A 21,027-nucleotide genomic window follows, 5' to 3' on the forward strand; every position below is an offset into this window, starting at 1 on the left:
TGCATTGAACTAACTCACCACCAATCGCGCTGTCACCTTGAGTTAGTTGAGAACATCTTTAACTTGCTTTGTACTTAAGAGACAATCTGCTGACAACACAATCAGATCGTTATTATTTCTACCTTTAGTCTGCAACACAGAACAGCTATCTATTACCTTTGATAGCGCTGGTACAGTTCCTTGCTTTAACTTGGTTATTGCTGCTGTTGCCGCAGGTTCAATGCCTCTCATCCAGCTATCTTGTTCAATGTATTCAGGAGTAAAGGCTCTGCGATCTAATAATACAAAATCTACGCCATATTTTTGGATCAAATCTTGCATAACTGCCAAATCTTGACTGTACTGTGCTTGCATTAAGTCAACTGCACGTTGCTCAATTTGGCGGTAAAAACCTAAGTGGTAAGGAACGGCAGTTTCACTACTAAATAGTACAGAACGCCGCGAAAATGTGGGTATGTTATTAGCTTCTTCTGAAAAAGAAGCAATTAGAGCATCTTTTGGTTGCTGAGCGAAGAAATCGTACAATTCAGGAGCATTAGCTGTTTTATAGCCAGTGTCCGAGAACTTGACCAAAGAGGGAAATGAAAAGACTAAGACAGTTAATAGAGATACAAACCCTAGAGTCAACAGTTGCCGCACTTTGCTAGGAATTTTAGATGGTTGTCTTGCCCAAACAAATACCGCATCTAAGATAATTATTAGAGCAATTCCGGCTGCTATGGCTGCCAAAATCCGGATGCTGTGCTTGCTATAGCGGCTAGGGAGATGCAGCTTAAATAGTAAAATGTGGGCAGCAAAAAATACACTTAAAGAAGATAATAAAACTTGCGGTAGCAGCGCAATTTTATCGGAGACTTGTTTAGTTAAGGGAAAGACTCCGCCAAATTTTAGTAATATTGGTAGCAACAACGCTATCCAAACCTGCAACGGTGGAAAATGCGTACACCATTCGTAGGGTATGATGCTGCTACGTTCGGCACAGAACCAAAACTTTATCGGGTTTGCATAAAAAAATGGTTTGCGACCAGTGCTTTGAAAAATTGGTATCTCTCTAGCTTGGGCGGCGGTGACTACTGGGCCATACTTCGAAACCTGCAAAGCATAAGGCAGCAGCATAATTACAATGGTTCCTAATCCAGCCGTACAAAACAAAAGATTGCTCCTTTCCAAAGCAAAGCGAGGTCGCCAGTTTTCTAGGCGAAATAGTTGCAGAATCAAAACACCCGCCGAAATTAACAGACAGTGTGGATAAAAAAGACCTTGTAAAACTAGAGAAACCAAACAAGGAAACAGAGAGCGCCGCAACAAGTAATATAAAAAAGCAAGTAATAGTGGATAGAAAAAAGCTCTAGGCGTACCTGAAGTTACTTCAGGGGTAAGCCACATTGTTTGATTGAGAAATACTGTAGCGATAAAACCTGCTGCTGGTACTGAAAATATTTCCATACAAACGCCAAAACAGTATGCACTGGTAACGAGTGCCAAAAATAAAGGTAAAACTTTGTTAAATAACAGTGGGTCAATCCCCCAACCTGCTACCAAGCGATAAAGGTGGAAATAACCAGCAGGGGCAACAGATTGAAAATAATCAGAAATTAGGTCTTGTGGGAATAAGCTTGAGTCTAAAAACCGTCGCATCCAAAATACGTGCGATCGCACGTCATCGTGAATAATATACTGACTGCTAAAGACTTGCCTAAGTGTAAGTAAACCGTAACCTACTGTCACAAGCAAACTTAGACTAAACCACAAACGCACCTGAGCGCTAGATGTGTGGCGAATTTCCTTAGTTAAAACTTGGTGTAAACTGCGAGTCAGGTTCATTACTCTTTACTTGCGCTATGAGTTAGGTTTTCACTTTTGCGTGTAACTGCTAAAAACTTGCCTAGAAAAGGCAAACCTCCCACGGCTGGTAACAAGTACCGAGAAGTACACAATAGTCCTAAAGCAGCCGCAGTAGTTGTATCAAAGTATGGTTGATAAAAGAAAATTAAGGCTGCATCCCTAGTCCCAACCCCAGCAAAGGTTAATGGTAACAAACCAGCCAAAATTGCCAGGGGAGACAATGCCAAATTTGCCAGCAAAGGAGTCCACGCTTTGAGAGCAAGGATAAAAAACCAAATTTGCAATAAGTGCAAGAACCAAATAAAAATTGAAGTAATTGTAATTTTTAGTAGTTGAACTTTGTCTTGCCAGAAATAGTTATGCATCTCCTCCCAAGCAGAACTCAGTTTCCTGACCTTGGGTTTAAGTTTTTTTTGTGCAATCTTATTACCAATAACAAAAAATACTTGAGCAAATTGGCGAGAACCTAACAGCAGCAATCCAGTAACCAGCCCAAAAGCTACACCGCCTGTCATTATCCAAAACAACCAGTTTTTGTCAGGATAAAATATCAACCCAAACACACACCACAACAGCAGAGAAAGCATATCGCAAGCCTTCTCAAATACTACTAAAGACAGCGATAATGAGCCGTCTAAGTGTCCTCGCTGCTTCATGAAATAAGCTTTAGCAATGTCGCCCATCTTCGAGGGCAGCACCATATTGAGGGTACTAGCAGCCAAGATTAGCCGATTAGCTTCACCAAAGCCTAAAGTCGATTTGGCTGGCATTAGGTGTTGCAGCCGCCACGAGGTAAGCAAAGTTAGGGGTACTACCATACCCAAACTAATCGCCATCCACCAGAAGTCGCTATTTTGAAAGACTGCTATTAGCCCCGGAAAATCAATTTTTGCATAAATGATTACCAAAATCATCGTGCTAACAGCGATGGAAATTAGTCGCTTCATGTTAGTAGTAGCGCTCCAATTTGAGTGATTCACCCGACGAGAGTTTGCGGATTTCCGGCGTAAGATCTAGCCAAGATTGCAACTGACCCTGCTGGAAAGTCCGACTCATGACAACATAGATAGAAGTTTGGTCGCAGCCAATTCCAGCCGCAGTAATATTTTGCCAATCCCTTGCTTGCAATTGATCGCTAATCTGCCACTGTCCGTTTAAAAAGCGCAGTTGACGGTGAAAGTGGTAAGGAGCGCTACTTTTGCCGACAATCAAGACTTTTTGCAATAGCTTGCGAATTAAGTTAGGAAAGAAACGCCCCACAGTTAGCATAACAACTCGCAATATTAGCAAGTTAAGCGGGGTCATTTGCTTTTGTTTTGCCCAACCAAGTTGACCGCCTATCGAAATTTCATCTTTATCTAAGCGGATTTGATAGTCGCTAACCAAGTGACCTACTGCATTTTTTCGTTTCTTCCCAGCAAGCACTTCTAGGGAAAATTGCGTATCAGCAGCTATTAATTGATTGTGGCGAAATAGTTTAAATACTCCACCTTTATTTAAAGCTATATAAAGTTCAGTATCGTCGCGGCGGTCGATGAGAATTTTTGCTTCCTTCAGCCAAATTCGACCAGTAGGACGGGCTAAAGGTAAAGGGCGATCGCAAACAAAGTCTCTCCATGCTAAAAGATAATTCCAAGTATGATGTCCGATAATATGGTCGTCGCTGTAGCATGGTGCTAAACCCTTGGCAAGTCCAGCTAAAAAGCGATCGTTAATTTCTAGGGCTTTTGGCATCCACTGCCCAACTAATTCAAATCCGTGAGGAAAAAAGTTATAAGTATTGCGGCTAGTATATTCTCCTCCGTAGGAACCATCAGGATGTACGAAGTGAGCAGCCAAGTCAACGGCTTTAATTAGTGCTTCTTTAATTCTGATATCCGGTTTTAACTGATAAATTCGCGCTAAACAAGAAACAGTCAGCGTATGATAGCCAGGATCGCAGCCTTCGTACTCTTGAAACCAACCTTCAGGATTTTGCCAAGACAATACCTGTTCTAAGCGCTGCACTTTGGCTCGATCCCACTTCGATGTCTGCAAGAGGTTGGACAAAAGTTCTAAGCAGAGGACAATTAAAGCTTGGTGGTTGGTAAGTCTACCGCTTTCATTGTGATGTGCTAACCAATCTGCTCGTTTGTCAAAAAAACGTAGAGCAATTTTGCTATTGAATCCTAATAAGTTGTAGCTATCAATACAAGCAAGTAAAGAAAAAGCTGCCGCTCCCCCAGCACGTTCGTAAGGAAAATAATCGTCGCAAGAGCCATCTTTGTGAGCGCTACTAGCAGCGTACAAAATACCAGCTTCTACCCATTGGGGAATTACAGGTTGGCGATAAAAGGGGTTGTCTGACAAATTAGTATCGTATGCCAATGCCAGGGGCAAGACAAACTCTTGCGCCATTCCGCTAGGAAAATCAATGATTTTGTAGTGCCAAAAATTGCGGTCAAAGCAGCCATAAGTAGGGCTGTGGACGTTTCGATCTAGTAACGTTAAAATTTTGGGAATTTGGGAAATCGCCCCGCGAGCAAATAGGTCTTTATTCATGCATGGATAAGCTCAGATAATTTAAATTACTCAGAAGTTTTAGCTAAATACAATGCTTATTTTTATGGCAAATTATAGTAGTATTTTTTCTTTCTGGCTTTGAGCTTCTATTTCTTGTCGCCGCACTCTTAATTGAATTTCTTCTAACATTTTGCGGTTAACTGCCATTAAATCGGCAATTAAGCCAAATATCCATAATTGCACGCCAATCAGAATTAGGATTGCCGTCAAAATTAAACTAGGTATATGGGTGCGTTCAGTCCCGCTTAAAAATATTAACAGCCAACGGACTCCCAAGAATAAACCAAGAGTAAAAGGTATGCTCCCCAGAATCGTAAAAAACCGGAGAGGTTTATAAGTCATGAAAATTCGTAGAATAGTAAATAGCGATCGCTGAACGTAAGTAGGAATACTTTTAACTAATCGTGAAGGTCTTAAGTATTTATTAGTCCTAATTGGTACTGATGTAATTTTTATTCCTCTTTGACCTGCTTGAATAATTGTTTCTAAAGTATAGGTGTATTCATTAAATACATTAAGTTGAATTGCAGCTTCTCGGCTAATTGCCCGAAACCCACTAGGAGCATCGGGAATATCTGTATTACTAGCAACGCGCACCGCCCAACTTCCTAGTTTTTGCAAAAACTTTTTTATTGGTGAAAAATGTTTAATTTTACTAATAGGGCGTGTACCAATAACAATTTCTGCCCTACCTGCTAAGATTGGTTCAATTAGTTTCGGAATATCATCAGCACAATATTGATTATCTGCATCTGTATTAACAATAATATCTGCCCCAGCCAATAAACTAGCTTCTAACCCTGCCATAAAAGCTTTGGCTAGACCTTGATTGTAGTTGAGAGTAACTATATGGTCTACCCCAAAAGACAGGGCGACTTCTACCGTTTTATCAGAACTACCATCATTAATAATTAGCCATTCTATATCACTTATTCCAGGGAGGTTACGTGGAAGCGCAGTAAGTGTAATGCCTAGAGTTGCTTCCTCGTTGTAGCAAGGAATTTGAATAATTAGCTTAGTCATGGCTAAAAGTTATTATATTTTGATTAATGTTGCATTTTTGTTTAACAATTTGCGTAAAGACCTACTGTCAAAATACATCAAGTATTGTCTTAATAAGTTAATGCGATAGGTATCAACCACTTTTTAGGAGAGCCTATGTCTAGAGTGGCTTAACCTGAGAATAGACAATTTTTCAGTAACCCAAACTGAATTCAAATCAGCTAGAGTAGCTTAGATAAGTGCTTCATAGCAGCTTCTCCAGCAGCAGCCCAATTTAAGCGCGATTCATACTCTTGGAACGAAGAAAAAGATAAAGCTACATATTTAGAATAATCAGCAATCAACTCAGAAATATAAGCGCAATATTCATTAGGACTAGCATCAACATCAAAAACCTTACCGTTGCAACCATCTTCAATTAGAGTAGGAATACCGCCAACGTTTGTTGAGATACACGGTAAGCCAAACGAACTTGCTTCTCTAATAACTGCTGGCGTAAAATCTGTCCGCGAAGGTAGAATTAGAAAATGCGATTCTTGAAACAATTTTTCTATCAACTTTTCTCCCTCCTGAGTTGAACGATTGATAAACCCAAGCACTTTAACAAAATGAGGCAAAGACTCGCTTGTCTCAGGCTGGCAACCAACTATTGTAAGTTCAGTTATGCCAGAATCATTTAATTGTTTGGCTACTTCAAGAGCAATATCTCCACCTTTTCGTACCCAATTAACACCGCAGAACAGCAATTTGCATACTTTTGATGATTTAGAACGAATAATGTCATCGATATCATTTTTTGTTCTACGACATTCTAAATTAGCTCCTGTGGGGACGACTTTGATTTTAGCAGGGTCAACATCATAAGTTTTCATTGCTAGTTGAGCAGCCCACTCAGACGAAAATATGACTAAGCGGCAATTTTCCATTGCTAGCCTATCTAACGTCTTTAAATGTCTAACAGAGGTTTGACTAGGCTTACCATCAGGAAACGTACTCATAGTTCCTTCATAAAGAGAGTCTGTCCACAGGACAACAGGCTGCTTGCATTTTAGATATGCGATCGCATTCATGTGCGGACAGATAACAAGGTCGGGATTGGTTTTTGAGACTTTATTAGCAATTTGTTGGGCGTAGTTTTTGTTTATGGATGGAGATGCCCAATCATGATATGTTTTTATATTTAAGATTCTATGTATATGAAATTCTAGTTTAGATATAAATGAATACTTATCTTCTAGAGGGCCGACGTAATCAAGCGATTCGCATCGCTCTTTTAGAGCTTGAGCCATATAATAACTTGTCCCATAGTGTCCTACCAAGTTAGTAGACCAAGTCCCCTTTTTTAGCAAATCGTAATGAGTTACAAAAGCAATTTTCATCTGCGTACAACACCTAGTAGGGTATGTAATTTTCCAAATGTATCTTCGCTATCACAATATTTTCTTAGTCAATCTTTTGGAGCTTTCTTGAATATATTTAATCAAGTTTGCCCCAGGGTTATTTGTACCTTTATCCATTTGTTGTAATCTTTCTGCTGCAAACTGCAAAACTTTTTCGGCTCGATTATTCCAAGTAAAATGCTGCACTTCTTGAAAAGCTTGCTCAGTAAGAGAATCTACTAAGGCTGGATTTACAAGTAACTTCTCTATAGCTTGTTTAAAAGCAAGAGGTTCGTCAGGTTCTGCCAAAAGCGCATTTTCCCCATCGCGCAAGACTGTCATTATGTTTGACAACGCTGAAGCAACAATTGGTCTTTTCACCACCATATATTCAAAGAGTTTTAGGGGGCTTGTACTTTCAGCTTGTTCCCATGATTTGCTAGTAGGTAGAAGTAAAATATCTGCGGCGTATAGATATGAAGCTAACGCGGTCTGCGATACATGACCAATAATTTTTACATTATTTATATTTTTACTCTTACAAGTTTCTCTCACTCTTTTAATATCATCTTCCCATCCTCCTACCAAAACAAATGTGTATTCTGGCAGCAAAAGAGCAGTTTCTAGAATTGTTGGCACTCCTTTGTAATCATATAAATGTCCTGAATAGAGAATAATCTTTTTGTCTTGATGCAGGGAAAGTTTTTGGCGAGCAAATTCTTTTGCTTGGTATGGAAGAAAACTTTGAGAATCTACAGCGCTGTGAGCAATTAAAGATTTTTGGGGATTAAGACCTAGTCCGAGATAAGCTTCAGCTATTTTTGGCGATATAGTAACAAATCCAACTAAGTTTTTGTCATGTAGCAACTTGCAATAGGGAGACTCTTTTTTGATCGGGTGATGCTGTTCCCAAAGCACAGGTATACCAATATCTAACAACATTTCCGCACTTCTATCATCGCGCGTGTACACCAAGGAAGGAGCTTTTAGGCAGGTATATAGAGAAGCTAACTTAAAAAAAGTTTGATTTTGATAACCTAGTGAAAAAGGATAATTTACTTTGGTATGCAGTGGTATGCGTACCAATTTATATTTACTATGTAAGCCATACCAACTTTGAAATTCTGCATTCATCCCCTGAAAAGCTGACTTGATATCTCCACCTGTCACTAATTCAAAATGCTTCAGTTTTTGAGACAAAGCTTGCCCCATCTTAGCTACTTGAATAGTGTGAGCCATTTTAGATGGTAGATTGCCGTTAGATATATAAATTAGCGATCGCAATGTTGGCATATAAGTTATTAAGCAATTCAAAAATTATTAGCTTGTAATTTTTATTCTGTTTTGCTAGATCTCCTAAATTAGGAACTATATGCAGGCGACGAGCGACTGAAAATCTATCTGTGCTGGCTTGATAAATACAGATAATGCGATGAGTTCTGTTTATACTAGCAGACAGTTTATTAGATTAGACCCATGATAACCAACTCTTAACCTGAAATCTTGTCTGCAATATCACTAACAAGGGCAAGTATTTAGTCTAAATTACTACGTCGTTTAGTTCACGAAATATAGTAAGTCTGATACCACTCAACAAAGCGTCCAAGACCTTCTTCAATTGATGTAGTAGGCTTAAATCCAACATCTTTAATTAAATCGTCTACATCGGCATAGGTACAAGGAACATCACCAGGTTGCATTGGTAGTAAATTCTTAATCGCTGCTTTACCAATAGCCTTTTCAATTACTTCGATAAAGTGCATTAACTCAACTGGCTTGTTGTTGCCAATATTGTAAATTTTGTAGGCAGCACTGCTTGTAGCTGCCTCTAGGTTAGCTTGAGGAGGCTTGGACATAACTCGCACTATGCCTTCAACTACATCATCAATATAAGTAAAATCGCGCTTCATTTTGCCGAAATTGTAAACATCAATTGGTTTACCTTGGGCGATCGCTTTGACAAATTTAAAGTAAGCCATATCCGGTCTACCCCAAGGGCCGTAAACTGTAAAAAAGCGCAGTCCGGTTATGGGCAAACTATACAAATGACTGTAGGTGTGAGCAATCAATTCGTTCGCCTTTTTGGTTGCAGCATACAGTGACACTGGACGATCGACGTTATCGCTAGTAGCAAAGGGGACTTTGCTATTAGCACCGTAGACTGAACTTGAGGAAGCAAACACTAAATGTTTTGTTTGTTGCTGACGGCAAGCTTCTAGTAAGTTGACAAAGCCCACAAGGTTGCTATCTACATAAGCAAAGGGATTTTCAATGGAATAGCGCACCCCTGCTTGCGCCGCTAAATTGACAACACAATCAAACTTTTGCTCTTGAAACAAGCTATCCATACTTTGGCGATCGAATAAGTCGAGTAGCTGAAAATTAAAGCCAGTGTGAGGATAGAGTTGAGCTAGTCTATTTTTTTTTAAATTAACATCGTAGTAATTGTTGAGATTGTCGATGCCGCAGACACTTATCCCCTCTGCTAATAAACGCTCTGCTAAGTGATAGCCAATAAATCCAGCTACTCCCGTAACCAGTACTTTCATTAACGATTGCCTCTATTAAAATTTTTGGTTTAGGGTTCAGGGTTCTGTCTTTTGTACTTAACTTATCAAACTGAAATCATATCGCTACAGCTATAAAAAATCTCTGTTGCCGATCATATAAATTCGCTCTAATTTAGATTCTTTAATATTTAGTCATCAAGTTATTTAATAAACTAATACCAAGTTGCGTTCTAAAAAATCATCCTTAATTCAGGAAAAGTGGCTATACCCCAGGAACCCTGCTGCTATGTCGGAGCGCAACTTAGTATAATTAAATACTTATACTATTTATTACTTTAGGTATACTGACACTAAAGATAAATACAAACGGAAGTTGAGTATCTCCAAATCGGTCGTCTTACAACATCAACACCACAATATACACTGCATTAATAACTCTTGCCTATAAGACCCCGCAAGCTTATAACTATGCGTATATCTTAATATTACTAGCTACAACATTTTAGATTCTGCAAATTGGATTGCGAACAAGATAAGTTTAAACAGGGTAGGCTACTATTTAGCAAAATCCTTAGAGTCGCAGTATACATCCTTACAATATGTTGAATCTAACTGCAAACAACCTATTGTTTCATGTTATATGCAAGGGAAAAGCTGGCATTAGATATATTGAAATTAATTTTACTTTCATCGAATGGGCTGCTCAAAATATTATTGAAATTTACGGAATATATCTAGTAGAAATTAAAGTGATTTCTTAGGACAAACCTAAGTATTAAGAGAGATAGCGATGATATAGTAAAGTCCAAAAAGCGCCGTCGCTGCAAATTATTATTTATTGGTATTGATTAGAAAAAGAAGGAATATAGCTGCTGAGGGAGCTAAAGAAATAAATGCAAAAGTAAGGTCATTGAGCGTTAATTATTACTTCTGCTTAAATCAACAAATTCAGTAAGAATTATGAGCAAATTTATGCCCAGGCCTTTAGCGGCATCGCCGCGAAAAAGTTTACAAGCGCTTGACTATGTGAATGTATTTTTGGCTGATGTTCGTGATGGAGTAGGTTCTTATCTAGCAATTTATTGGCGACTCATCACTGGAATCCAGCTAGTATTGGCGTGGCAATGTCCGCTTCAAGTATTGCTAGATTAGTCGCTCAAACTCCTATGGGTTTGATTGTTGATGCTACACGCAAGAAGCGACTGTTAATTGTGATCGCGGCATTTTTTGTAGCAGTTGGATGTTGCATCGCCTGGTATGGACAGTTGCTATTCCAGTTAATTGGCAAATGTCATGGGCGCGATCGCTATCTAAAAAACTATAGGTGTAGGATAGCGATCGCGCTCAAACTTACGCTTCCGGTCAAAACTATATTGGGCAAAAACTGTGTCAAACAATCTTTACTTGGCGTAATACCCGTTAGCGCATATCGTAGCCAAACAAATTGGGGTCAACTTCTCCTAACTGTAAGTCGGCTAAACCGTACTCCGCCCAACGTCTTTCTACCATCGCTGCTACCTCAGGGTCAGATTCTAAGGCTGCACCCCAATCGTGGTCGGTTTCTGGTGGGATTTTAGTTGTGGCATCAATCCCCATGCGTCCGCCTAAACCAATTTTTTCGCTGGCAAAGTCTAGGGTGTCAAAAGGAGTATTTGGGAGAATAAATACATCGCGCGTAGGATCTACTTTAGAACTAATCGCCCAAACTACCTGACGCGGATCGCGGATATTGATATCTTTATCTACTACAATCACAAACTTAGTGTAAGTAAATTGCGGTAAGGCACTCCAAAAAGCCAAAGCCGCACGACGTGCTTGACCAGGATACGCTTTATCAATAGAAATAATCGCCGCTTTGTAGCTAAGAGCTTCCATCGGCAAGAAAAAGTCTACAATTTCTGATACTTGCTGCCGCAATATAGGCGTATATATGCGGTTGAGTGCGATCGCCATCATTGCTTCTTCTTTGGGCGGACGACCGCTAAAAGTGGTCAAATAAACTGGGTTTTGCCGATGAGTCATGCAGTGAAAGCGTACTAAGGGCGAATCTTCCACGCCGCCGTAATAACCCATATGATCGCCAAAAGGCCCATCGGGCATTACTTCCCCTGGTGTAATCGTCCCTTCTAAGACAAATTCTGAGTCTGCTGGCACTTCTAAGTCTACAGTTTTACATTTTGCCAAATTTACGCCAGAACCACCGTAAAGCCCTGCAAACAGCCACTCAGAGAGATCTACAGGTATAGGTGTAGCGGCTGCCATGATCATCATCGGATCGACACCAAGAGCGATCGCAATTTCCAATTTTTTCCCTCTTTCGGCGGCTTTACGCAAATGTCTCGCCCCACCCCGTACTGATAACCAGTGGACGGTCATTGTATTGCGCGATTGTAGTTGCAGGCGATAAACTCCTACATTGGGCGTTCCGGTTTCGCAATCTTTTGTAATTACCAAACCTAAAGTAATAATTTTGCCCGCATCTCCTACATAAGGACGAATTAGCGGTAGTCGGTTTAGATCTACATCATCGCCTTGAATTACTACTTGCTGACACGCGGGGAAAAAGTCTCGCCCTGGCTTTGCTTTGAGTACATCAAATAATAGTTTGCCAAATTCCACCGCTTGTCCGATTTTCTTCGGTGGTTTGGGTTGTTGGAGCATTCCTAGCTTTTTGCCTAAGTCTTCTAGTTCCTCTGGCTGTTGCATATTCATCGCCCAGCAAATTCGCTCTACAGTCCCCATCAAGTTGATGGCTACGGGAAAATCTGCACCTTTAACGTTCTCAAATAACAGCCCTGGGCCGCCTTTTTGCAACATCCGGTTAGAAATTTCGGCAACTTCTAGCTCTGGATCGACCAAAGCACTAATTCGCTTTAGCTGTCCTCTTTCTTCTAGCTGTTTGATAAATCCCCGTAAATCTCTTGCCATAGTTAAAATAATTAATAACTTTTAAGCGTTCTTTTCTATTGTCACAACTTAAATAGACTTAACGAAAAATTTACCTTTTTAATTTATCGTAATAAATAACTGGTATCTGCTATCAGCACTAGGTATTGGCATTGCGCTAGTTTTTACTTAAATTATGTCTAGAGTATATGACTTGTTTGTAGCCGGGGGTCCGGTGATGTACCCTCTGCTAGGTTTATCGATCGCTACTTTTGCTTGTGCTTTCGAGCGGGGTCTGTTTTGGTTTCAGCTAACTAGCCAAGAAGATCGAGTTGTGCATGATGTCCTAAAAGCTGCTCCCAAAGATTTAGGTACGGCAGCACAAATTGCTAAACAATCGCAAAATTTGGCAATTGGCAGGTTTCTATTAGCACCGCTCAAACTCCATCAACCTAGCCCAGAAACTTTCCATCTTGCCATGGAAGCCGCCGCCGATCGGGAATTTGTGCAGATGCGAAAAGGAGATAAGCTGCTAGAAACTGTAATTGCGATCGCGCCTCTACTCGGACTATTAGGCACGGTAACGGGTTTAATTATTACTTTTGGCAGTCTACAAATCGGCGGTGGTGGTAGTAGTAGTGATGTAACTCAAGCGGCGGCAGGAATCGGTGAAGCACTAACAACTACGGCGGCGGGAATGATTGTAGCCATTATTGCTTTATGTTTTTTCCGCATTTTTGTTAGCTTGCAGTCGCAGCAAATGGACTATTTTTCTAGAGTAGGTAGCGATTTAGAACTAATCTACCGTCAAGTATGGTACGAACCGACTCAATCTAACCATAGGTCGCAGCGATTGTTGGAACAAGATAGTAATTAACACTTTATGCCATTAAATTCTAGATTCCGAGCTTCTAAGTCCCAAATGCCAGAGATAAATCTGGTTCCTATGATGGACGTATTGATGACAATTTTAACTTTCTTCATCATTATTTCGATGACGTTGACAGTACAACAGCGCTCGGTAAATATTGATTTACCTAGTACAAAGGCGGGAGCAAATGATCTAAAGACACCCGACCCTTTGATTGTGGAATTAACTCGACAAGGACAAATTGCGATCGCTAGTATTCCCGTTACCGAAGCACAACTAAGTCAACAGATGCAAGCTTATTTGCAAACAAATCCTAAGGGTGCAGTAGTTTTGCAAGCTGACAAAAAATTGCCTTACGAGCAAGTAGTACAAGTATTAGGTAAAATGCGGGATTTAGGAGGCGATCGCGTTTCCCTTGCAATTGACTCTAATTAGTCGGGCATACTACTCCAAGATACAACTACTGTGCCTTGGCGATCGCTTGTTGGTACTAAATTGAGATAAGTAACAAAAGTTTCTTGCTTAACTTCATAAACAACTCCTCCACCATATTCCCCTTGAGAATTAACTTCAAAACCACTGCTTTTTAATGCAGGAATAAATATTGTATTAACTACTTGCTCTGGTAATTGATCGGGAATTAACCGAATAGTACCTACAGTATTTGATTTTTGCTCAACTTCATAAAACCCATCTTTATCTGCACCAAACTTAGAATAAAATAAGCTGGGATCTGATAAATAAAGATCGGGTTGATCGATATTTTCAAAATTTATTTGGTCAAGAACACTAATAAAAGCTTCTTCTTGCGGACTAACTTTTGCTACATCGTTGATGTTTTCTCGGTTAAGTATTTCTGAAGCTAAAACAATAACTGTCCCGCCCTTATGAGCGATTAAGTTAAGAAATTTAGTTGTATTGCCTTTTGTTAATTCAAAAGCTTTTGCATCAGCTTCATTTTTGGCAAAGGCAACTTTGTATTCTCGCGCCTTTAGTTCTCGGTCAAAATATTCAGCTACTACGGTAATTTCATCTTGAGTTTGTTGGCTATTTCGATCTATAGGTGCTTTAAATAAACCTAAAGAGCCTGGTTGAGAATTTATATATTTGGGAAAATCACTAAAAGGATCGTTAAGGTTACTAGGATTTGGCAAAGCACTAGATTCAGAAGGAACAGCAGCTAGAGCTTGAGGAGTTGGTTTTGCAGTTTTGGAGCTTATTTCTACTTCTGGAGATGGTTTAATTATCGGCTTACTAACAAGTTTTTGACTAATAATCGGTTTAGTATATTGGCGAATAATTGTTGATTGAGAAGATTTTTTAATAACACTCGGTGGCGTAGAATCCGTTGGTAGTTGGGTAATTTTGACTCGGTCTTGAGTTACTTCTTTTTTACTAAGTTCCGCTTTTTGCATCGGCATGGGAGCGAACAATAGCAAACCATGTACGCCTATAGAAAGCAACAGCATCGGTCGAAGTAGTTGCTGCCATGAATGGTCTTTGAGAGAATAGGACATTCTCATAATTTGAATTAATCAAAGGTTAGGAGTTGATAAGTCGATCTAGCTTGCTACGTTTTGTCGCTTTAATATGTTTGATAAAACTTCAAAAAAATATTTTTCGACAATAGTCATTCTTGGGTTATTTCATTGCTCACTATATCAATAAAACTTAATAAGAAAAGTTTTCTAGCGAACAAATGCAGCTATTTAAACAAAAATTTAGCCAAAATTAACCATAAATTAACTTATTTCTCCCCATTGCTTAACCGATATAGTAGTAATTTTATTCAGGGTGACAAAAATAATTCTTTTGATAGAGGTTGTATTATATGGTTTTGTCTAGAGCCCCTTTTAGGCTTGCTTTTACAGCTTCAGCGATCGCTGCGGCTGTAGTATTAGGATCTGTAGTTGAATCTTTCGCCCAAAAAGCAGTAACTTTAAATGGTGCTGGAGCTACTTTTCCCGAACCTCTATATCAGCGCTATTTTAGCGAACTGCGTAAAGGCAGTCAGCCTGTACAAGTCAACTATCAAGGTATTGGTAGCGGTGGTGGAATCAAACAGTTAACGGCGGGAAGCGTTGACTTTGCAGGTAGCGATACAGCTATGACTGACGCGGAAGCCGCCAAAGTCAAGAACGGGGTATTGTACGTTCCGACAGCCGGAGGTCCCGTTGCAGTAGTTTACAATTTACCTGGTGTATCGAATTTAAAGTTATCGCGCAAGGTACTTCCAGCAATTTTTTCCGGTCAAATCACCAAATGGAATGACCCCAAAATTGCCGCCGATAACCCTGGAGCAAAATTACCAAATAGCCAAATTAGATTAGCTGTACGCGCTGATAGCAGTGGGACAAGCTATATTTTTACCAACGCCCTCAGTTCAATGGACAGCTACTTTAAAGGTAGAATAGGTCAGAACAAATCACCAAAATGGCCCGGAAAGCCTGTAAGTGGTAAGGGAAATCCTGGTGTTGCCCAAATTGTCAAACGAACTCCAAATAGCATTGGCTATGTAGAAGCTTCTTTTGCCGCAAACAACCAACTCCAATCGGCGCTAGTCCAAAATAGCAAAGGATCTTATGTTGCACCAACTCTAGCGGAAGCAAATAAAGCCCTTAATGCGGTCCAGTTTAATCCCGACCACCGAGTTACATTTAGCAAGTTAGGTAATCCTGGAGATGGATACCCAATTACTGGTTTAACTTGGCTGATGGTGTATAAAAACTATACCCAGCCCGGTGATGCTGCTGCCGTCAAGCGGATGGTACAGTGGATCATGACTGATGGTCAAAAATTGAATGACAATCTTGGTTATACAAGAATTCCTCAAAGTGTGTCAAATCGAGTTGTTCAGAGCGTAAATAGCGGTGTTAAAGGTCCCTAATCTCCTAAGTTTTTGGGACATTGGTTGATTACAATAATTGTTGGGGTATTTCCAATGGAGATGCCCCAATAATTATTTACACTAAGTAAATTTTAGTAGAGTAAAGTAATAAAAGTTACTTAACTAGCTATGCAACAAAGCTCTGAATATGAAGCCGTCAATCTGACAACAATAGACAGCAAAAATCATTGGTTAGATAAAGGATTTACTTGGCTAGTGTGGATTTTTGCCTGCTGTACGGTTTTGTTGTTGTTTTGGATGAGTTGGATAATTTTTGACAAGGCATTGCCTGCTATTGGCAAGTTTGGGTTAGGGTTTTTGTGGAGCCAAGAATGGGACGTAGGCGGTCTTATTTTTGGCGCGTTGCCTTATATTTATGGAACTGTAGTAAGCAGCGCGATCGCATTACTATTAGCTTTTCCAGTAGGACTTGCGGTAGCTATAGTTACCAGCGAAAACTTTTTACCGCCCGTAGTCCGAAGCCCCCTAGCTTTTGTAATTGAGTTAATTGCGGCAATTCCCAGTGTAATTATTGGTCTTTGGGGCATATTTGTCTTAATTCCGTTTCTCGATCCTTTTCAACAGTGGCTATACCAAAACTTTGGGTGGTTTCCTTTATTTAGCACTCAACCTGCGGGCTATGGAATGCTTGTTGCGGGTTTAATTTTGGCAATTATGATTTTGCCTACAATGGCGGCAATTTCTCGCGAAGTTTTACTCGCAATTCCTAAAGAGTTGCGGAGTGGCTCAATGTCTTTGGGCGCTACACGTTGGGAAACTATTTTTGGCGTAATTATTCCGGCGGCGGCTTCGGGAATTGTGGGAGCGGCAATTTTGGCCCTTGGACGGGCTTTAGGGGAAACAATGGCTGTAACTCTTGTGATTGGCAACTCGCCAGTTATTAGTGCCTCTATCCTCGACTTGGGTTATACAATTCCGGCGGTAATGGCAAATGAATTTGGTGAAGCTCAAGACGATTTACACGTCGGCGCACTCATGTACCTTGCGTTAATTTTGTTTGTGGTGACTTTACTTGTCAATATGGCGGCGGTTTTGATGGTGCGCTTGATTGGTAGCAAGCAACAATAAGTAATTAATAAAATACATATGTCTGCAAGTTATCCCGAAAAATTAGATATATCTATAGAACTACAAAAACCTTTGTCTGCTTATCGGACAATGTTTAACTATGGGATGAGCGCGATCGCATTTATCCTCACTGGTATAGCTCTAATCCCACTAATTGCCATATTATTAGAAATTCTCCGTCAAGGATTACCAAATCTAAAGCCTGAAGTATTTACAGCTTTACCCGCACCACCGCCAATATTACCTGGAGATCCTAACGGCTTTGGTAATGCGATTGTCGGCACGCTAATAATGGTCGGCATTGCTTCGCTAATTAGCATTCCTGTGGGGATAATGACCGGGATATTTTTGGCTGAATTTGGTCAAACTTCGGCGATCGCCAATTTTGTCCGGTTTGTTACTACTATTTTAACTGGCGTGCCTTCAATTATTGCGGGGGTGTTTGCCTATGGCGTACTCATTCTCAACCATGTTACCCAATTTTCGGCGGTAGCTGGAGGTTTTGCGCTATCGGTAATTATGCTGCCAATTGTTGCTTTGACTACCGAACAAGCCCTCAAATTAGTGCCGCATTCTCAACGACTTGCTTCGGCGGCTTTGGGTGGTAGCCGCTTGCAAACTACATTTAAAATTGCAGTAGCGGCGGCAATTCCCGCCATAACTACAGGAATTTTGCTTGCAGTAGCGCGGGCGGCGGGGGAAACTGCACCTTTAATTTTTACGGCTTTATTTAGCGATATTTGGCCACAGGGATTGTTTGAACCGAGTCCAGCTTTATCAACTCTAATTTATAAATATGCCCAATCGCCGGATGTAACTCAAAATCAAATTGCTTGGACAGCTTCGCTCGTTTTAGTTGGGCTTGTTTTGTGTATTAGTATTCTGTCTCGGCTGTCTACGCGCCAACGTTTTAGAGAGCGCTAAAGTATCCCTTAATAATATTTGCTTTTATGAATAATCATCTCGCTTCCGTTCCGACAATTGCGGCTCTGCGCGTCAAAAATTTAGACTTTTATTACGGCAACCTTAAAGCGCTTGAATCTGTGTCAATGGATATCTACCAAGGACATATAACCGCAATTATTGGTCCTTCTGGTTGTGGCAAATCAACATTTATCAAGTCTCTCAATCGAATTAGCGAATTAGAGAGTAGTACCATCAAAGTTGAGGGTCAAGTAGAATTTTTTGGGCAGAATATTTACGAAAGTCGCGTTAATTTGAATCGTCTGCGGCAGCAAATCGGGATGGTATTTCAAAAGCCCAATCCATTTCCGATGAGCATTTATGACAATGTTGCTTATGGAGTGCGAATTGCTGGACGTTGTACCAAAAGCAAGTTAGATGAAATTGTCGAATCTGCGATCGCCAGTGCGGCTTTGTGGCATGAAGTAAAAGATAAATTGAATAAGTCAGCATTGGGGCTATCCGGTGGACAACAACAGCGCCTTTGTATTGCTCGTGCTTTGGCTGTCAAACCCAAAATTTTATTAATGGACGAACCTGCTTCTGCCCTCGATCCAATCGCTACAATGAAAATTGAGGAACTAATTAAGAATTTGCGCAAGGAAGTAACGATCGCCATTGTCACTCACAATATGCAACAAGCGACTCGTGTCTCCGATTACACGGCATTTTTCAGCACTGACGAAAGCCGAGTTGGACAGATGGTTGAATTTGGTTCGACAACGCAAATCTTTTCTGAAGCTACTGAATCCCGCACTCGCGATTATGTACAAGGACGTTTTGGCTAATTTATGAGTATTAATTTGATTTTTCGGCGGCTAGTTGCTTGGGTAGCGATTACTTTTATAGCTTTACTAGCAACTACCACAACTGTGCAAGCTGCCAACTTGTCCGAAGCCACAGTATATCGAGATCCAGCGTGTACTTGCTGCGGTGGTTGGATGAAGCACTTGCAAGCTCAAGGCTTTTCAGTGAAAAATGTTCCCACTGCTGACATGATAGCTTTTAAGCACGAACATGGCGTAACCGATGACTTAGCCTCTTGTCACACGGCAATAATTGATGGATACGTTGTAGAAGGTCACGTTCCCAGTGACGATATTAAGCAGCTATTGGCACAAAAGCCCGATATTAAAGGGATTGCCGTCCCTGGTATGCCTGTAGGTACCCCAGGGATGGAAATGGGCAATAAAAAAGACTCTTATGCAATAGTATCTTTTGATAAACAAGGACAAACTAAAGTTTTTAAACAGTATTCTTTTTAATCGGATATGCAGCAAGAAAAACTTTTGTGGTTAGTTAAAGGTGTTGGCGGCTTGCTCTGCGTTGGCTTGGGTTTGAGCTTGTTTGGCGAAGCTTTGAGCCGAAAAATTAGCGGTGACGGCTGGTTTTGGATTGGTACAGCAAGTTTAGTAATATTCAACTTTGGTTTGTGTTTAATGTTTGATAGCCACAACCATCAAACCCGACTAACAAAGTTGAAACAAGAAAGCAGTGAGTGATGATTAGCTTTTTTTAGGTATTGTTTGAATTTTGCGATCGCTACAACTTAACTTGCGATCGCCAGAATCTCTATGGTGTAAAGCTGATAACAATTGATGATTTACAAAGCGCTACACCATTGAAATTAGTAAAGTGTATCTGCCTCCAAGATTATTGACAAAATTATTCAACAAGTGATACTGTCGCTACTAGGGGTACATCGTCATCAGTCCAGAAATTAGTTTGGTTCATACAGACCTTAACCACAAATTTTAGGAATCCCTAGATGCTCAGGAACCTTGGTAAATTTTCCATTGCGTTGACTATTTCTGCTGCAATTGGCTCAACTATTTTACCTGTCGAAGCTGCTTTACTTGTCAGTAGTAGTGACGACAACTCCATCAAACAGTATGACGAAACGAGCGGCACATATATCCGGGATTTTATTACTTCTAGTAGCGGCGGGCTATTGAGTCCTCAAGGCTTAACCTTGGGACCTGATGGCAATCTGTACGTTAGCAGTGCAGGTACAAACAGTGTCAAAAAATATGATGGCACTACGGGGAGTTATATTAGTGACTTTGTTGTTCCTGGTAGCGGTACGCTGTACCACCCAAATGGCTTAACCTTTGGTCCAGACAATAACCTCTACGTTGCTAATACGATTCAAAGTAACATTAATGGTTCTGCAAGTAGTGCTGTAATCAAGTATGAAGGAACAACAGGCAACTTCATTAGTGAAGTCGCAGAGGGAATCCAAGACCCTTTTGGTTCTCCGTCTCCCTACGAAGATGTAGCCTTTGACTCAAACGGCGACCTGTACGCTACTTTTTTTGGTTTCCGTCAAGGTTTGGGTGGCGTAAACAAGTACAATCCAACTACAGGAGAACCTATAGGTGGTTTTTCAGCAAGTCCTAGACCTTTTGGTTTAGCAATTAGCTCAAACGGTGACGTTTATGCCAGCGAGTTAAGTGGCGCTGTGTTCAGGCAAACAACAACTGGACTTGTGCAAGAATTCGTTCCCTATAGCAGCGAGCTTAATTTTGGTACGAGAGACTTAACTTTTGGTGCTGATGGTAATCTCTTGGTAGTCGATTCTTCTACCAATAGTGTTAAAGAGTTTGACGGTGAAACAGGAGACTTTTTGGGTAATTTTATTGCCCCTGGTAGTGGCGGTTTATCTAGCCCTAGTTATCTAACTACTGCTAATGTTCCTGTCCCCGAACCTTCTTCTGTATTAGGTGTAGTCGCACTTGGCAGTCTATTTGTAGGTGGTGCTTTGCAGCGTAGAGCAAACAGCCGCAAGAAACTATCTATAGAACCCATTTGACATCTTTCCCTGGAAGGAAGTAACGTTAAGGCAAAAACATAATGCAGATGCCATGCCGTACCAGAGCAGCCTCACCGACGAAGAGTGGAAAATAATAGAACCTTTACTACCTAAGATCCTACCGCCGAAGAAGCAAACAAGACCTTCTAACTGGAGCAAGCGCGAAATCTTGGATGGCATCTTTTATCAACTGAAAAATGGTTGTAACTGGCAAGACTTGC

At 40.5% G+C, this 21,027-nt stretch carries 20 protein-coding genes; 11 read left to right on the plus strand and 9 right to left on the minus strand.

Features of this window, described 5'->3' with window-relative positions; translation table 11 throughout:
• Positions 1-42: 42 nt before the first annotated feature.
• The 7 genes from AC2VE5_RS12330 to AC2VE5_RS12360 all read right to left on the minus strand — a co-directional run bounded on the left by AC2VE5_RS12330 (position 43) and on the right by AC2VE5_RS12360 (position 9,337).
• The gene (locus AC2VE5_RS12330) at positions 43-1,824 is read right to left on the minus strand and encodes a hypothetical protein (protein ID WP_486888036.1); all 1,782 of its coding nucleotides are present in this window, start codon (positions 1,822-1,824) and stop codon (positions 43-45) included.
• Complete coding sequence (locus AC2VE5_RS12335; protein ID WP_486888037.1) at positions 1,824-2,792, minus strand: lysylphosphatidylglycerol synthase transmembrane domain-containing protein; 969 nt, start codon at positions 2,790-2,792, stop codon at positions 1,824-1,826. The genes AC2VE5_RS12330 and AC2VE5_RS12335 overlap by 1 nt, the downstream gene beginning before the upstream one ends.
• Before the next feature lies 1 nt (position 2,793).
• Entirely contained in the window at positions 2,794-4,386 is a 1,593-nt protein-coding gene (locus AC2VE5_RS12340) for a hypothetical protein (RefSeq protein WP_486888038.1), read from the minus strand.
• Between the two features lie 72 nt (positions 4,387-4,458).
• Positions 4,459-5,430 carry a glycosyltransferase family 2 protein gene (locus tag AC2VE5_RS12345; RefSeq protein WP_486888039.1) on the minus strand — a complete coding sequence of 324 codons (972 nt, stop codon included), beginning with the start codon at positions 5,428-5,430 and terminating at the stop codon, positions 4,459-4,461.
• Positions 5,431-5,630: 200 nt separating this feature from the next.
• A complete protein-coding gene (locus AC2VE5_RS12350) occupies positions 5,631-6,788 on the minus strand; it encodes a glycosyltransferase family 4 protein (RefSeq protein ID WP_486888040.1) in 1,158 nt (385 codons plus the stop codon).
• 51 nt (positions 6,789-6,839) lie between these two features.
• Positions 6,840-8,102, minus strand: coding sequence for a glycosyltransferase (locus AC2VE5_RS12355; RefSeq protein ID WP_486888041.1), 1,263 nt, complete (start codon positions 8,100-8,102; stop codon positions 6,840-6,842).
• 248 nt (positions 8,103-8,350) lie between these two features.
• Entirely contained in the window at positions 8,351-9,337 is a 987-nt protein-coding gene (locus AC2VE5_RS12360) for an NAD-dependent epimerase (protein WP_486888042.1), read from the minus strand.
• A 933-nt stretch (positions 9,338-10,270) separates the two neighbouring features.
• Between AC2VE5_RS12360 and AC2VE5_RS12365 the strand changes: the two genes are divergently transcribed.
• On the plus strand, positions 10,271-10,450 hold the full coding sequence (locus tag AC2VE5_RS12365) for a hypothetical protein (protein ID WP_486888043.1): 180 nt from the start codon (positions 10,271-10,273) through the stop codon (positions 10,448-10,450).
• A gap of 267 nt (positions 10,451-10,717) precedes the next feature.
• Here AC2VE5_RS12365 and AC2VE5_RS12370 read toward each other — a convergent pair whose 3' ends face one another.
• Positions 10,718-12,226, minus strand: coding sequence for a UbiD family decarboxylase (locus tag AC2VE5_RS12370; RefSeq protein ID WP_486888044.1), 1,509 nt, complete (start codon positions 12,224-12,226; stop codon positions 10,718-10,720).
• Between the two features lie 154 nt (positions 12,227-12,380).
• On the opposite strand from AC2VE5_RS12370, the gene AC2VE5_RS12375 reads away from it, so the two are divergent.
• Together AC2VE5_RS12375 and AC2VE5_RS12380 are read left to right on the plus strand one after the other, a co-directional pair.
• The gene (locus AC2VE5_RS12375; RefSeq protein WP_486888045.1) at positions 12,381-13,061 is read left to right on the plus strand and encodes a MotA/TolQ/ExbB proton channel family protein; all 681 of its coding nucleotides are present in this window, start codon (positions 12,381-12,383) and stop codon (positions 13,059-13,061) included.
• A 6-nt stretch (positions 13,062-13,067) separates the two neighbouring features.
• Entirely contained in the window at positions 13,068-13,490 is a 423-nt protein-coding gene (locus AC2VE5_RS12380) for an ExbD/TolR family protein (RefSeq protein ID WP_486888046.1), read from the plus strand.
• On the opposite strand, the gene AC2VE5_RS12385 is transcribed toward AC2VE5_RS12380, so the two are convergent.
• The gene (locus AC2VE5_RS12385) at positions 13,487-14,578 is read right to left on the minus strand and encodes a TroA family protein (RefSeq protein ID WP_486888047.1); all 1,092 of its coding nucleotides are present in this window, start codon (positions 14,576-14,578) and stop codon (positions 13,487-13,489) included. The genes AC2VE5_RS12380 and AC2VE5_RS12385 overlap by 4 nt on opposite strands.
• A 308-nt stretch (positions 14,579-14,886) precedes the next feature.
• On the opposite strand from AC2VE5_RS12385, the gene pstS reads away from it, so the two are divergent.
• The 8 genes from pstS to AC2VE5_RS12425 all read left to right on the plus strand — a co-directional run.
• Positions 14,887-15,942: a phosphate ABC transporter substrate-binding protein PstS gene (gene pstS, locus AC2VE5_RS12390; RefSeq protein ID WP_486888048.1), complete on the plus strand. Its 1,056-nt coding sequence runs from the start codon at positions 14,887-14,889 to the stop codon at positions 15,940-15,942.
• A 129-nt stretch (positions 15,943-16,071) separates the two neighbouring features.
• Entirely contained in the window at positions 16,072-17,031 is a 960-nt protein-coding gene (gene pstC, locus AC2VE5_RS12395) for a phosphate ABC transporter permease subunit PstC (protein ID WP_486888050.1), read from the plus strand.
• An 18-nt stretch (positions 17,032-17,049) separates the two neighbouring features.
• On the plus strand, positions 17,050-17,955 hold the full coding sequence (gene pstA, locus AC2VE5_RS12400; RefSeq protein ID WP_486888051.1) for a phosphate ABC transporter permease PstA: 906 nt from the start codon (positions 17,050-17,052) through the stop codon (positions 17,953-17,955).
• 26 nt (positions 17,956-17,981) lie between these two features.
• Positions 17,982-18,782 carry a phosphate ABC transporter ATP-binding protein PstB gene (gene pstB / locus AC2VE5_RS12405; protein ID WP_486888052.1) on the plus strand — a complete coding sequence of 267 codons (801 nt, stop codon included), beginning with the start codon at positions 17,982-17,984 and terminating at the stop codon, positions 18,780-18,782.
• A 3-nt stretch (positions 18,783-18,785) separates the two neighbouring features.
• Positions 18,786-19,259, plus strand: a complete 474-nt coding sequence (locus AC2VE5_RS12410; protein ID WP_486888053.1) for a DUF411 domain-containing protein — start codon at positions 18,786-18,788, stop codon at positions 19,257-19,259.
• 6 nt (positions 19,260-19,265) lie between these two features.
• Complete coding sequence (locus tag AC2VE5_RS12415; RefSeq protein WP_486888054.1) at positions 19,266-19,496, plus strand: hypothetical protein; 231 nt, start codon at positions 19,266-19,268, stop codon at positions 19,494-19,496.
• 266 nt (positions 19,497-19,762) lie between these two features.
• Positions 19,763-20,806: a Vgb family protein gene (locus AC2VE5_RS12420; RefSeq protein WP_486888055.1), complete on the plus strand. Its 1,044-nt coding sequence runs from the start codon at positions 19,763-19,765 to the stop codon at positions 20,804-20,806.
• Between the two features lie 52 nt (positions 20,807-20,858).
• Positions 20,859-21,027 (plus strand): transposase (locus tag AC2VE5_RS12425; RefSeq protein ID WP_486887409.1); only part of this gene is annotated, 169 nt, incomplete at its 3' end.

Source organism: Aliterella sp. E5.1, assembly GCF_057473825.1.

Coding starts and splice junctions, on each gene's coding strand:
- AC2VE5_RS12330 (WP_486888036.1), bottom strand. CDS start 1,824: ATGAACCTGACTCGCAGTTTACACCAAGTTTTAACTAAGGAAATTCGC.
- AC2VE5_RS12335 (WP_486888037.1), bottom strand. CDS start 2,792: ATGAAGCGACTAATTTCCATCGCTGTTAGCACGATGATTTTGGTAATC.
- AC2VE5_RS12340 (WP_486888038.1), bottom strand. CDS start 4,386: ATGAATAAAGACCTATTTGCTCGCGGGGCGATTTCCCAAATTCCCAAA.
- AC2VE5_RS12345 (WP_486888039.1), bottom strand. CDS start 5,430: ATGACTAAGCTAATTATTCAAATTCCTTGCTACAACGAGGAAGCAACT.
- AC2VE5_RS12350 (WP_486888040.1), bottom strand. CDS start 6,788: ATGAAAATTGCTTTTGTAACTCATTACGATTTGCTAAAAAAGGGGACT.
- AC2VE5_RS12360 (WP_486888042.1), bottom strand. CDS start 9,337: ATGAAAGTACTGGTTACGGGAGTAGCTGGATTTATTGGCTATCACTTA.
- AC2VE5_RS12365 (WP_486888043.1), top strand. CDS start 10,271: ATGCCCAGGCCTTTAGCGGCATCGCCGCGAAAAAGTTTACAAGCGCTT.
- AC2VE5_RS12370 (WP_486888044.1), bottom strand. CDS start 12,226: ATGGCAAGAGATTTACGGGGATTTATCAAACAGCTAGAAGAAAGAGGA.
- AC2VE5_RS12375 (WP_486888045.1), top strand. CDS start 12,381: ATGTCTAGAGTATATGACTTGTTTGTAGCCGGGGGTCCGGTGATGTAC.
- AC2VE5_RS12380 (WP_486888046.1), top strand. CDS start 13,068: ATGCCATTAAATTCTAGATTCCGAGCTTCTAAGTCCCAAATGCCAGAG.
- AC2VE5_RS12385 (WP_486888047.1), bottom strand. CDS start 14,578: ATGAGAATGTCCTATTCTCTCAAAGACCATTCATGGCAGCAACTACTT.
- pstS (WP_486888048.1), top strand. CDS start 14,887: ATGGTTTTGTCTAGAGCCCCTTTTAGGCTTGCTTTTACAGCTTCAGCG.
- pstC (WP_486888050.1), top strand. CDS start 16,072: ATGCAACAAAGCTCTGAATATGAAGCCGTCAATCTGACAACAATAGAC.
- pstA (WP_486888051.1), top strand. CDS start 17,050: ATGTCTGCAAGTTATCCCGAAAAATTAGATATATCTATAGAACTACAA.
- pstB (WP_486888052.1), top strand. CDS start 17,982: ATGAATAATCATCTCGCTTCCGTTCCGACAATTGCGGCTCTGCGCGTC.
- AC2VE5_RS12410 (WP_486888053.1), top strand. CDS start 18,786: ATGAGTATTAATTTGATTTTTCGGCGGCTAGTTGCTTGGGTAGCGATT.
- AC2VE5_RS12415 (WP_486888054.1), top strand. CDS start 19,266: ATGCAGCAAGAAAAACTTTTGTGGTTAGTTAAAGGTGTTGGCGGCTTG.
- AC2VE5_RS12420 (WP_486888055.1), top strand. CDS start 19,763: ATGCTCAGGAACCTTGGTAAATTTTCCATTGCGTTGACTATTTCTGCT.